The organism is Micromonospora vulcania, assembly GCF_042658605.1.
Classification (GTDB): domain Bacteria; phylum Actinomycetota; class Actinomycetes; order Mycobacteriales; family Micromonosporaceae; genus Micromonospora; species Micromonospora vulcania.
Genome location: NZ_JBHSQS010000002.1, coordinates 228,143 through 240,580, shown reverse-complemented (window position 1 = coordinate 240,580; position 12,438 = coordinate 228,143). Strand labels below are relative to the sequence as shown.

Here is a 12,438-nt window from a genome sequence, read left to right as displayed (position 1 = left end):
GAAGGGGCGCCCCGGTCGTCGACCGGGGCGCCCCTTGGCGTTCGACGGGTCTCAGCCCTTCAGCAGGGCGGTCGAGACCTGCCAGAGCCGCTCGGCGGCCTCCGGGTCCAGCGCGTACGGCGCGACGCCGCGTCGGTCACCGGGCTTGGCCAGGCCAGCCTCCTGACTGTCCTCGAAGTAGCGCCCCCCGACACCGTCGAGCAGTGGTGACGCGGCGACCAGCACCGAGGTGGCGGCGCCCTGCTCGACGGTCTTCCAGGCTGCCGCGTTGCCCGCGCGCATCCGGTCGAGTTCCTCGTCGGAGACGTAGCGCTGGAGGTTGGTCCGGATCGCGCCGGGCATCAGCGCGTTGGCCAGGATGCCGTCGTCGGCCCAGCGGCGGCTCGCCTCCACGGCGAAGAGCGCGTTGGCCGTCTTGGACTGCCCGTACGCCTGCCACGGGTCGTACTCCCGGCGCTCGAACTGGATGTCGTCGAACTGCACCGACGAGCGCAGGTGGGCGGCGGAGCTGACCGAGACGATCCGGGCCCCGTCGGCGGCGGCGAGTGCCGGTCGCAGGCCGGTGGCGAGGGCGAAGTGCCCCAGGTGGTTGGTCGCGAACTGCATCTCCCAGCCCTGCGGGGTCCGCATCTCCGGCGAGGCCATGACGCCGGCGTTGTCGACCAGGATGTGCAGCGGCCCGTCCCAGTTGGCCACGAAGTCGGCGACCGAGCCCTGGTCGGCGAGGTCCAGCGGTGCGACCAGGATCCGGTCGTTGCCGGTGGTGGCGGTGATGTCGTCGGCGGCGCGCTGCCCGGCGGCGGTGTCACGTACGGCAAGTTGGGCAAGCTCTGCGACGCCGCGGCCGAGCTGCTCGACCGGTTGCCGCCGGATCAGGCGTTAAGGCGCCGGATGTCCCGTTTCATCGACTACCTCGCCACCAAGCGGGGCATGGCCGACGCGTTGCGCCTGGTGATCGCCTCCGGCGCCAACCCGTTCGCGCAGAGCCGCGACCGGATGCTGGCGGCGCTCGGCCAACTGCTGGCGGCGGGCGACACGGCCGGCACCGTCCGGGCCGACGTCGAGGCCGGCGACGTTCTGGCCAGCCTGAGCGGGATCTCCCTGGCCGCCAGCGAGCGTGCGCAGGCCGACCGGCTGCTCGACCTGCTGATGGACGGCCTGCGGCAGCACGCCACAGGCTGACCCGTTCCGCCCTCCGGCCAGGCCGGACGCTGCCAGAGTGGGACCGTGGGCGGCTACCGGCGGCGTGGACAACTGGGTCCGGCCGTTCCGATCGCCCCCGGTGCCCGGGTGGACAAGTTCGAGGTCTTCTTCGACCTCGTCTTCGTCTTCTCGTTCTTCATCATCACCCGCGCGACCGCCGCGAACATCTCCGGCCGGCAACTGCTGCACGCCGGCCTGGTGCTCGCCGTGCTCTGGTGGTGCTGGGTGGTGCACAGCCTCGTCGCCACCCGGATCCGGCTCGGCGAGGGCTATGTCCCGGTGCTCATGGTGATCGCGATGGCCGCCCTGTTCGCGTTCGCCCTGGCGCTGCCGCAGGCGTTCAGCGACCCGCAGGCCGGCGCCGCGGGCCCGATGCTGGTGGCCACCAGCTACGTCGTGGTCCGTGGCGTCCACGCGGTCCTCTATCAACACGTGGTACGGGACAGCCCTCAGGAGCGCCGGCAGCTGCGCCGGTTCGCCCCCGAACTGCTGGCCAGCATCGTGCTGCTGCTGGCCGCCGCGCTGGTCCCGCCGATGATCGACAACCCGGGCCGGGCGGCACTGGTCCGCGACTGCCTGTGGATCGCCGTGGTGCTGGTCCAGTACGCCACCGGCTTCATCGTCGGCACCTGGGGCTGGGGGGTCACCAGCGCCGAGCACTGGACCGAGCGCTACGACCTGATCCTGATCATCGCGCTGGGTGAGTCGGTGATCTCCGTGGGCGTGGGCGGCAACCTGCTCGGCAAGCCGGTCACCTGGCCGGCGGTGGCCGCCGCGACCCTCGGCATCGTGTTCACGGCCGCCCTGTGGTGGGCGCACTTCGACTTCATCGGGCCGGCCGCCCGGATCGCCCTGCACTCGGCCGAGGGCGGCCCCCGGGTGGCGATGGCCCGCGACGCGTACGCGTACCTCTATCTGCCGATGATCGCCGGGGTGATCCTCTTCGCCATCGGCAGTGAGGAGATCGTGCACCAGATCACCGACCCGGCCGGCGGAGCTGCCCAGCGGGTCGAGGGACCGGCCGTGCCGATGTTCTTCGGCGGGGTGATCTGCTATTTCGCCGTCAACCTGCTGTTTCAGCTCCGCACCCTGCACACCGTCAGTTGGACCCGGATCGGCGTGCTGGTGGTGCTGGCGGTGGCCCTGCCGGTCGGGCAGCAGTTGCCGGCGCTGGGCGCGCTCGCCCTGGTGACCGCGATCTGCGTCGGGCTGGTGGCCGTCGAGGTGCTGGTGATGTCGGGTTCCCGGCACGCGCTGCGGGCAGCGGTCTTCGAGGAGCGGACCGAGCACGAGGCCCACGAGGCCGCCTGGCGGGCCCGGTGGCACGACCTCCGGGAACCCGACGAGCCGACCACACCCTGACCCGCCCGGGTAGGCTGCGGGCCAGCGTCGCGGTGCACCCGGCACGAAGGCCGCCGTGGGCATGGAGGCGCGGGGACAGCATGGGATCAACGTGCACCCAACCGATCCACCGGCCGACCGGCTCGCCGCCGTCGGCAATCAGATGATCGAGATCCACCTCTGGCTCAGCGCGGAGTTGGCCCGCCTGCGGGCGAGCCTGGACGGCGTCACCCCCGGCGACGCCCGTCCGACCCGGGACCTGCGGGCCCACTGCCTGACCTTCTGCACCGCGCTCGGCCGCCACCACACCGGTGAGGACGACGGCGCGTTCCGGCTACTGGCCGAGCAGGTCCCCGAGCTGCGCCCGGTCCTGGCCAACCTGATCACCGACCACGAGGTGGTGGCGGGAATCCTGGCCCGGATCGAGGAACTGCTCGGTGGTGCCACACCGGCGCCGACGGCCCAGCTGCGCGGCGAGCTGGACGGGCTGGCCGCGCTGCTCGAGTCGCACTTCCGGTACGAGGAGAAGCGGCTGGTCACCGCGCTGAACGCGCTCGCCGGCCGATCCGGTACGGCCGAGGAACTACTCGGCCTGACCGCACCGCCCCGGCCCGCCCGCTGACGGTTTTCTCCCCTTGGCAGAACCGGCCGGCCCGCACTGGCCGGTCGGTTCTTCCCGAGGCAGGGTGGACGCGTGATCACCTTCTCGATCCAGGCAAGCCCCTCCGACGCGGCCAGCTGGCGCGAACTGGCCCAGCGGGCCGAGTCCGCCGGCTACGACGCGCTGCTGGTCGGCGACCACCCGGGGGCGCGGCCCACGCCGTTCGTCGCGCTGGCCGCCGCCGCGTCGGTCACCTCGACCCTCGGCCTGGGCTCGTACGTCTCCAACGCCGGCGTCCGCGAGCCCGCGCTGCTCGCCGCCGACGTGGCCACCCTCGACCTGATCTCCGACGGACGCGCCCGGTTCGGCATCGGGGCTGGTCACACGCCGGCCGAGTGGCGGGCGGTGGGGCGCGAACGCCCGGACGTCGCCGGCCGGGTACGCCGCTGCATCGCGGTGGCCGAGGCCGTCCGAGCGCTGCTGGACGGCGAGGAGGTCACCGTCGACTCGGCCGATCTGACGGTGCACGGCGCTCGACTGGACCGGCCCCGTCCGGTGCGGCCCCGGATCCCGTTGACCGTGGGTACGGCGAACACCGAGCTGCTGCGCTGGGCCGGGGCGTACGCCGACGTGGTGGGGCTCACCGGCTTCGGCCGTACCCTCGCTGACGGCCATGACCACGACGTGCGCTGGCGGGCGACGGAGATCGAGCGGCAGCTGGCCGAGGTCGCGGCCGGCGCGGCCGGGCGGGACGATCAGCCGGCGCTGGAGGCGCTGGTGCAGCAGGTCGTGGTGACCGACGACGCCGAGGCCGTCGCCGCGCGGACCGCCCAGCAGACCGGCCTGACCGTCGACGAGGTGCTGGCCACCCCGTTCGTGCTGATCGGCACCGAGGACGAGATCGTCACCTCGGTCGCCGCACACCGGCGCCGCTGGGGCGTCACCCGCTACGTGGTCCGGGCCGACGCGCTGGACCCGCTCGCCCCGTTGCTTCCCCGGCTGGCCGCCATCTCCTGAACGTCCCGCGACCGCTGGCCGGGCAGCCGCTCGTAGAAGCGGATCTTCTCCCGGAGGTGGTCGTACTGGCGTTGGAGCAGGCGCATCTGCTCCTCGACCTGCGTCGCGTGCCGTTGCAGCAACGCCCGGCGTTCGCGGTCCGCAGCCTGGAGGACTCGCTGCGCCGCCTCGGCACCGACCACGTCGACCTCTACCAACTGCACATCAACGAACTGCCGGTGCCCGCCGCGCTCGACCTGGTCGGCACCCTGGAGGACCTGGTCGGCCAGAGCAAGATCCGCGCGTACGGCTGGAGCACCGACGACCCGGCCTCGGCGGAGGCGTTCGCGGCGGCCGGGGCGTACGCCGAGGTGGAGCGCTTGCTGACCGATCTACGGCCGACCCACGCGGCTTGACCGAACCCGTCCGGCGCATCCAACGGCGGCGCTCTGGACGAAGATGGGGGTATGCGCATCCTTTTGGCCGGCGCGTCCGGCTTCCTCGGCACCCGGCTGGTCGAGCGGCTCGCTGCCGACGGGCACCAGGTCACCCGTTTGGTCCGTCGGCCGCCGCGCGACCAGCGGGAGCGGCAGTGGGATCCGGCCGCCGGGCAGCTCGACCCGGCCGCGATCGCCGGGTCGGACGCGGTGGTCAACCTGGCCGGCGCGGGCGTCGGCGACAGGCGGTGGAACGAGGGCTACCGGCGGCTGATCCGCACCAGCCGGGTGGACAGCACCGGCACGCTGGCGACGGCCATCGCCGGGCTACCGGAGGCCGACCGGCCCCGGGCGCTGCTGAACTCCTCGGCCGTCGGCTGGTACGGCAACACCGGCGACCGGACGGTGGAGGAGGACGCGCCGGCCGGCGAGGGCTTCCTGGCCGACGTCTGCCGGGTGTGGGAGGCCGCCACCCGGCCGGCCGAGGACGCCGGGGTACGCGTGGTACGGCTGCGCATCGGCCTTCCGCTGCACCGCGACGGCGGGATGCTCAAGCCGCAACTGCTGCCGATGCGGCTGGGCATCTCCGGCCCGCTGGGCGGCGGCCGGCAGTGGTGGCCTTGGATCTCGATGGCCGACTGGCTGCGCGCCGTGCTCTTCCTCCTCGACCGGGACGACATCGCCGGACCGGTCAACGTGGTGGGTCCCGAATCGTCGACCAACGCGGAGTTCACCCGGGAACTCGCCCGGCAGATGCACCGCCCGGCGATCATGCCGATCCCGGCGCTGGCCCTCAAGGTGGCCCTCGGCGGCTTCGCCCACGAGGCCCTGACGAGCACCAGAGTCCTGCCCACAGCCCTGACCCGGGCCGGCTTCACCCACCACCACCCAACCCTCCCCGCAGCCCTCCAAGCCGCCCTCGCTGCCTGACCTGCCCCCACCCGCCCTCGTTGATCAAGAGGTTCGCGTCATCCGGGAGCCGGAATCTGACGCAAACCTCTTGATCAACAGCGCGAGCAGCGAGGCGAGGGGGTGGCAGGGCGCAGGGTCAGCAGCCGATCACCCAGTAGTTGGGGGCGGTTTGCTTCAGGGCCGTGGTGTAGAAGGTGTTGTAGAGGCCCATGCGCTGGTTGGAGCCGTTCGCGTAGGCGTACCCACCGGACTGGTAGGCCCGGCCGGCCGCGACGTGCGCGTAGTTGCTGGCGGTCACGCAGGTCGGCGGCGTGGTGGGGGTCGGCGTGGGGGTGGGGGTCGCCGTCGGGGTCGGGGTCGGGTTGGTCCCGCCGCCGCCCAGGCCGAAGAAGACCGCGTCACGGTACGTCGAGCAGATGGTGTCCAGGAAGTACGCGGCGACGTTGCCGCACTGCTCGGCGCCGGAGCCCGGGTCGACCGGGGTGCCGTGGCCCATTCCGGAGACCCGGTAGAGCCGTACCGCGTCGTTGCCGTACACCTCCAGGCTGGTGCCGGCGGGCAGCGACGAGGTGCTGGTCGGGGTCTGCGAGACACCGAGCACGTTGGTCCACTGGTCGCGGGACTCGACGGCGTTGATCGGGGCGACCGTCGTGTCCGAGGTGCCGTGCCAGATGGCCACCCGGGGCCGCGGGCCGGTGTAGCCGGAGTACGCGCCGCGGACCAGGTCGCCCCAGGCCGCCGGGGTCTTGTCCGAGCCAGGGTTCATGCAGCTGAACGCGTTGACCATGCTGGTGGCGCAGCGGTACGGGATGCCCGCGATGATCGACCCGGCGGCGAAGACGTCCGGGTAGGTGGCGAGCATGACCGAACTCATCGCCCCGCCTCCGGAGAGGCCGCTGACGAAGACCCGGGAGCCGTTCACCCCGAAGTTCGCTTTGGCGTGGTCGACCATCTGCTTGATCGACAGCGCCTCGCCCTGCCCCCGGGCGGTGTCCCCGGTCTCGAACCAGTTGAAGCAGGCGTTGGCGTTGTTGCCGGAGGACTGCTGCGGAACGATCAGGGCGAACTTCCACTGGTCGGCGTACTTCTGCCAGCCGGAGTTGGCGAAGTAGCCGGAGGCGTTCTGGGTGCACCCGTGCAGCAGCACCACCGCGGGGGCGTTGGCGGGCAGGCCGTCCGGGCGGTAGGCGTACATGGCGAGGTTGCCCGGGTTGGAGCCGAACCCGGTGACCTGGGTCAGGGTGGCGGCCTGGGCGGGTGCGGCGACGAGGGTGACCGCGCCGACGACGGCGAGGGCGAGCCCGGCGACCGCACCGATCAGTCGGGTGAGAGTGGATGAGGAGCGGCGCACGGCGGCCTCCTGACGGGCGAACTGTGAACTGAGTCACGGTCGAATTGCCGCGACGTTACGTCGATGTGTCGCCGCTATGACATGGGGCACACTCACACATTCGTGATGCTCGTTGTGTAAGCGACGTTAGGAAGGGCCCCTTGCTCTACCTCAGGCGATAGCAGGGGTCCCCTCCTTGCAGGTCTGACCGGTCCGTCCAGGTCCGGTTGGTAACGTCCGCTGCGTGCCGTCCTCCCCGTCGCTGGCCACCGGGCCCGCACCCGCGTCACCGCCGCGCGCCGCCCGGGCCCGCCGGGCCGACCTGATCGTCGTTCTGGTGGCGCTCGCGCTGGCCGTCTGGGTGACCAGCGGGCTGTGGCGGGACCCGAACGTACGCACGATCACGGTCAACTCCAGCGACCAGGCGCTCTTCGAGTGGCTGCTGGCCTTCGGGGGGCACGCGGTCACGCACGGGGAGAACCCGTTCTTCACGTACCTGATCAACGTCCCGGACGGCGTCAACCTCGCCGTCAACACCTCGATCACGGTGTACGCGGTGGTCTTCGCCCCGCTCACGTACCTGATCGGTCCGCCGGCCACATTCCTGGTGATCCTCACCCTGAACCTGCTCGCCACCGCACTGGCCTGGTACTGGCTGCTCTCCCGGCACCTGGTCCGCAGCCGGCTGGCCGCCGGGGTCGGTGGCCTGTTCATCGCCTACTCCCCCGGCATGGTCTCGCACGCCAACGCCCACCTGAACTGGTCCGCCGGCTGGCTGGTGCCGCTGCTGGTGTGGCGGCTGTTCGCGCTGCGCCGGCCCGGGCACTGGCTCCGCGACGGGGTGATCCTCGGCGTCCTGGTCGCGGTGGCCTTCTCGATCGCCGCCGAGGGGCTGTTCTTCACCGCGCTCGCGCTCGGCGTGTTCCTGGCCGTCTGGGCGCTGCACCCGGCCCGCCGGGCCGAGGCCCGCGCCGTGCTGCCCACCTTCCTGCGCGGGCTCGGGGTGACCGCGGTGGTGGCCGGGGTGCTGCTGGCGTACCCGCTGTGGCTGCACTTCGCCGGGCCGCAGCGCTACCACGGCACCGGCTTCGACCCGGTGATCCATTCCGAGGACATCGCCGCGTTCGCCGCGTACCCGCGCCGTTCGCTGGCCGGCGAGGCCGGTCTCGGCACCTCCCTGGCACCGAACCCGACCGAGGAGAACTCGTTCTTCGGCGTCGGACTGCTGCTGCTCACCGTGGCCTGCTTCGTCGCGCTCTGGCGGTGGGCCGACGCAGGTCGGCGGGCCACTCTCTGGGCGCTGGGCGCCACTACGGTGATCTTCGCGGTGCTCTCGTTCGGCCCGGTGGCGAAGGTCGACGGGCGGCGTACCGACCTGCCGATGCCGTTCGACCTGCTCGGGCAGCTGCCGGTGGTGAACGCCGCGCTGCCGGCCCGGCTGGCCCTGGTGGTCGCACCGATCATCGGGCTGCTGCTGGCGTACACCGTTGACCACCTGCGTGCCGTCCCACCCCGGCACCGCTCCACGGAGCTGGCCTGGTCGCTCGGGTTCGCGGTGGCCCTGCTGCCGCTGCTGCCCACCCCGCTGCTGACCGACGAGCGGGAGCCGATCCCGCGGTTCATCACGGCGGGCACCTGGAAGCAGTACGTCTCCCCGGGCGGGGTGCTCACCCCGGTGCCACTGACCGTGGACATCTACCCGGACGGCCAGCGCTGGCAGGCGTACGCGCTGTCGCACCGGCAGGGCGAGTTCGCCATCCCGGGCGGCTTCTTCCTCGGCCCCGGCGGCCCGGACGGGCGCGGCCGGATCGGGCCGGTGCCGCGCACCCTGAGCGCGCTGATGGACCAGGCCGGCCGCACCGGGCTGGTGCCGATCATCACCGACGGCACCGTCCGTGAGGTTCAGTCCGACCTGCGGCACTGGCGAATCGAGACGGTGGTGCTCGCCGACGCGGTGCACGGCGCGAAGTTCGAGGTCGACGAGGAGGCGGTCCGGCGTACCGCCACCGCCCTGTTCGGCGAACCGCAGCGGGTCGACGACGTCTGGATCTGGCGCGTCCCGCCAGCCTGACCACCACCGCGTCGGGGCCCTGGTGAGGCGGCTCACCAGGGAACTTCGCCGGTCACGGGACTAGGCTGGACGCCGTGACGACGACGACCTCCGGCCTGACGGCCGCCCGTGCCGGCCTGCTCGACTACCAGGCCGCCTGGGACGAGCAGCGCCGGCTGCACGAGTCGGTGGTGGCCGGCGAACGCGGCGACACCGTGCTGCTGCTGGAGCACCCGAGCGTCTACACCGCGGGTAAGCGCACCGAGCCCTGGGACCGGCCGACCGACGGCACCCCGGTCGTCGACGTGGACCGCGGCGGCAAGATCACCTGGCACGGGCCGGGGCAGCTCGTCGGCTACCCGATCCTGCGACTGCCCGACCCGGTGGACGTGGTCGCCTACGTCCGCCGGACGGAGGAGCTGCTGATCGACGTGTGCGCCGAGTTCGGGTTGGCCGCCGGCCGGGTCGAGGGGCGCAGCGGCGTCTGGGTGCCCGAGGACGACCGGGGCCCGGCCCGCAAGGTGGCGGCCATCGGCATCCGGGTGGCCCGGGGCGTCACCCTGCACGGCTTCTCGATCAACTGCGACTGCGACCTGACGTACTTCGACCGGATCGTGCCTTGCGGCATCCGCGACGCCGGCGTCACCTCGCTCACCGCCGAGCTGGGCCGCCCGATCAGCGTCGCCGACGTGCTGCCGGTGGTCGAGCGCCGGCTGTCCACTCTGACCGAGGTCTGAGCGCACAGCCGGCGGCTCGCTGCTACGGCGTGAGGCGGTGCAGGTCCCGCGGGAACGCGGTGACCTCCCGGACGTTGGCCGCACCGACCAGCCGGGCCACGAACCGTTCCAGGCCGATGGCGAAGCCACCGTGCGGTGGCATCCCGTGCCGGAACGCGTCCAGGTACCCGGCGTACGGCTCGACCGGCTCACCCCGGGCGGCCAGCGCCGCCAGGTAGTCGTCGTACCGGTGCAGGCGCTGCCCACCGGTGACCAGCTCCAGGCCACGGAAGAGCAGGTCAAAACCGTTGGAGTACGCCGGGCGGGCCGGGTCCGGGTGGGTGTAGAACGGCCGCTTCGCCATCGGGTACCCGGTGACGTAGAGGAAGTCCGACCCGTGTTCGCGGCGGGCCCACTCGCCCAGTGCCCGCTCGTGCGCCGGGGCGAGGTCCGGCTCGTCGGCGGGCGCACCGGCGATCTTCAGCGCGTCGGTGAAGTGCACCGCCGGTATCTCGGCCGGCACCTGCGGCGCGGTCACGCCGAGGGTGGCCAGTGCCGCGCCGCCGCGGTCCGTGACGGTCGCCAGCATCCCGGCCACGACGTCGCGCAGCACACGCATCACGTCGGAGTGGTCGGCGACGAAACCCAGCTCCGCGTCGAGCGAGGTGTACTGCGCGAGGTGCCGTACGGTGTCGTGCGGCTCGGCCCGGAACACCGGCCCCACCTCGTAGACCCGTTCGAAGACACCGACCATCAGCTGCTTGTAGAACTGCGGTGACTGGGCCAGGTACGCGGGCCGACCGAACCAGTCCAGCGCGAACACGTTCGCCCCGCTCTCGGTGGACGAACCGACCACCTTCGGCGTGTGGATCTCCACGAAGTCACGGGCGTCGAGGGCGGTACGGAACCCGGCCACCGCCGCCGCCGAGATCCGCAGCGCCGCCGAGCGGGTCGGGTGCCGCAGCGCGGTCGGCGCGTTGTCGAGCTGGGTGGGCAGGCTCGCGGTGAGCGCCGGCCGGTACAGGTCGAACGGTGGCGGAACGGCGGGTGGGCCGAGTGGTCGTACCGTCGGGTCGGTCAGCTCGACCCCGGCGGCCGCCGTCTCGTTCTCGACCACCGTGGCGGTGACCTCGACGACGGTCTCCTCGGGAAGTTTCTCCAGCTGGGCGCGGGCGGCCGGGTCGGTGAGGACGACCTGGGTCAGGCCGGCGGCGTCACGCACGATCAGAAAGGCCACCGACTTGAGCAGTCGGCGGCGGTGCACCCAGCCGGCGACCCGAACGGTCTCGCCGACATGGCGGTGCAGGTGGTGGGAAAGGATGCGTTGCACGGTGGTACCTCCTTGATCATCGCAACGCGATCCCCAGGGAGGTGTGGGCGAGCGGGAACCTCGCGGTGCCACCACACCTTCGCCCCCGCCGAAGCGGGAGCCTCGTTCGTCGCCTGATGACCGGGGCCAGCCGGGCGGGCTCTACTGGGCGTTAGCAGGGGACCCTTCCTATACCGGAAGCGTTAAGAAGGTGCCCTTCCTTGCATCACGCCGTTCTTCCCGCAGCTCGGGAGTGTCTTCGCGCCCCGGCGCCAGACCGCCTCTCAGCACCGGCGGCTCTCTGCACTGGCGGGTCGGTGCGCTACTTGGCTCCGTCGTCGCTGTTGGCGGTGACCGTAGCACCAGATCCCCGCCGGTGTGACGCCCATTTTCGACAGTTCGGTGTCCGGCGTCACAACAGTTGGGGCGTGACGCCGGTCGCCTGACGCGCATAGACGGTGGCCGTCGGGCGTAGGCTCGTTTTCGTGACGATCGAGCACTCCGCGCCGACGACCGGCCAGGCAGCGCGCACCGCGACGGCAGCCCCTGAAGGGCGCCGCCTGCTGCGAATCGAGGCGCGCAACGCCGAGACGCCGATCGAGCGCAAACCGCCGTGGATCAAGGTCAAGGCCAAGATGGGCCCGGAGTACACCGAGCTGCGCGGGCTCGTCTCGCGCGAGGGGCTGCACACCGTCTGCCAGGAGGCCGGCTGCCCCAACATCTACGAGTGCTGGGAAGACCGCGAGGCCACCTTCCTCATCGGTGGCGACCAGTGCACCCGGCGCTGCGACTTCTGCCAGATCGACACCGGCAAGCCGGCCGAGTTCGACGCCGACGAGCCGCGCCGGGTCGCCGAGTCGGTGGTCTCGATGGGCCTGCGGTACGCCACCATCACCGGCGTCGCCCGTGACGACCTGCCCGACGGCGGCGCCTGGCTGTACGCCGAGACCGTCCGGCAGATCCACGCCCTGCAGCCCGGCTGCGGAGTCGAACTGCTGATCCCGGACTTCAACGCAGTCCCCGAGCAACTGGCCGAGGTCTTCGGCTCCCGCCCGGAGGTGCTGGCGCACAACGTGGAGACCGTGCCGCGGATCTTCAAGCGGATCCGGCCGGCGTTCCGTTACGACCGCTCGCTGGACGTGATCCGGCAGGCACGCGCCGACGGTCTGGTCACCAAGAGCAACCTCATCCTGGGCATGGGCGAGGAGCGGGCCGAGGTGTCGCAGGCGCTGCGTGACCTGCACGAGGCCGGCTGCGAGCTGATCACCATCACGCAGTACCTGCGGCCCACCCCCCGGCACCACCCGGTGACCCGCTGGGTCAAGCCGGAGGAGTTCGTGGAGCTGCGCGAGGAGGCCGAGGAGATCGGCTTCGCCGGGGTGATGAGCGGGCCGCTGGTGCGCTCGTCGTACCGCGCCGGCCGGCTCTACCGGCAGGCCCTGGACGCCCGCGCCGCCACGCCGGTGGCTACCGCCGGCTGACCCACCGCCCGCCGGTGCACGCCGGCACCGGCCCGGGCGGCAGGCGACGTGATCGGCCGCCC

General features: G+C 72.3%; 11 protein-coding genes and 1 pseudogene. 9 read left to right on the top strand and 3 right to left on the bottom strand.

Annotated elements, in window-relative coordinates:
• Window positions 1-51 precede the first annotated feature (51 nt).
• Entirely contained in the window at window positions 52-774 is a 723-nt protein-coding gene (locus ACFQGL_RS03715) for an SDR family NAD(P)-dependent oxidoreductase (RefSeq protein ID WP_377505993.1), read from the bottom strand.
• Between ACFQGL_RS03715 and ACFQGL_RS03710 the strand changes: the two genes are divergently transcribed.
• From ACFQGL_RS03710 to ACFQGL_RS03685, 6 genes and pseudogenes are all read left to right on the top strand, one after another.
• The gene (locus tag ACFQGL_RS03710; protein WP_377505292.1) at window positions 670-1,182 is read left to right on the top strand and encodes an SbtR family transcriptional regulator; all 513 of its coding nucleotides are present in this window, start codon (window positions 670-672) and stop codon (window positions 1,180-1,182) included. The genes ACFQGL_RS03715 and ACFQGL_RS03710 overlap by 105 nt on opposite strands.
• A 45-nt stretch (window positions 1,183-1,227) precedes the next feature.
• The gene (locus ACFQGL_RS03705) at window positions 1,228-2,565 is read left to right on the top strand and encodes a low temperature requirement protein A (protein ID WP_377505289.1); all 1,338 of its coding nucleotides are present in this window, start codon (window positions 1,228-1,230) and stop codon (window positions 2,563-2,565) included.
• 91 nt (window positions 2,566-2,656) lie between these two features.
• A complete protein-coding gene (locus ACFQGL_RS03700) occupies window positions 2,657-3,166 on the top strand; it encodes a hemerythrin domain-containing protein (RefSeq protein ID WP_377505286.1) in 510 nt (169 codons plus the stop codon).
• Between the two features lie 72 nt (window positions 3,167-3,238).
• Window positions 3,239-4,162: a TIGR03621 family F420-dependent LLM class oxidoreductase gene (locus ACFQGL_RS03695; RefSeq protein ID WP_377505283.1), complete on the top strand. Its 924-nt coding sequence runs from the start codon at window positions 3,239-3,241 to the stop codon at window positions 4,160-4,162.
• A gap of 122 nt (window positions 4,163-4,284) precedes the next feature.
• Window positions 4,285-4,506: pseudogene (locus tag ACFQGL_RS03690) on the top strand (aldo/keto reductase); the annotation flags it as partial.
• Window positions 4,507-4,608: 102 nt separating this feature from the next.
• On the top strand, window positions 4,609-5,508 hold the full coding sequence (locus ACFQGL_RS03685) for a TIGR01777 family oxidoreductase (protein WP_377505280.1): 900 nt from the start codon (window positions 4,609-4,611) through the stop codon (window positions 5,506-5,508).
• Between the two features lie 118 nt (window positions 5,509-5,626).
• On the opposite strand, the gene ACFQGL_RS03680 is transcribed toward ACFQGL_RS03685, so the two are convergent.
• The gene (locus ACFQGL_RS03680) at window positions 5,627-6,841 is read right to left on the bottom strand and encodes an extracellular catalytic domain type 1 short-chain-length polyhydroxyalkanoate depolymerase (protein ID WP_377505277.1); all 1,215 of its coding nucleotides are present in this window, start codon (window positions 6,839-6,841) and stop codon (window positions 5,627-5,629) included.
• Between the two features lie 223 nt (window positions 6,842-7,064).
• On the opposite strand from ACFQGL_RS03680, the gene ACFQGL_RS03675 reads away from it, so the two are divergent.
• Window positions 7,065-8,891: a DUF6311 domain-containing protein gene (locus ACFQGL_RS03675; protein ID WP_377505274.1), complete on the top strand. Its 1,827-nt coding sequence runs from the start codon at window positions 7,065-7,067 to the stop codon at window positions 8,889-8,891.
• A gap of 74 nt (window positions 8,892-8,965) precedes the next feature.
• The gene (lipB, locus tag ACFQGL_RS03670) at window positions 8,966-9,607 is read left to right on the top strand and encodes a lipoyl(octanoyl) transferase LipB (protein ID WP_377505271.1); all 642 of its coding nucleotides are present in this window, start codon (window positions 8,966-8,968) and stop codon (window positions 9,605-9,607) included.
• 22 nt (window positions 9,608-9,629) lie between these two features.
• Here the strand turns inward: lipB and aspS are convergent, their stop codons facing one another.
• Entirely contained in the window at window positions 9,630-10,916 is a 1,287-nt protein-coding gene (gene aspS, locus ACFQGL_RS03665) for an aspartate--tRNA(Asn) ligase (protein ID WP_377505268.1), read from the bottom strand.
• Between the two features lie 437 nt (window positions 10,917-11,353).
• Here aspS and lipA point away from each other — a divergent pair, with 437 nt between their 5' ends.
• Window positions 11,354-12,376, top strand: coding sequence for a lipoyl synthase (gene lipA / locus ACFQGL_RS03660; RefSeq protein ID WP_377505265.1), 1,023 nt, complete (start codon window positions 11,354-11,356; stop codon window positions 12,374-12,376).
• Window positions 12,377-12,438: the final 62 nt, after the last annotated feature.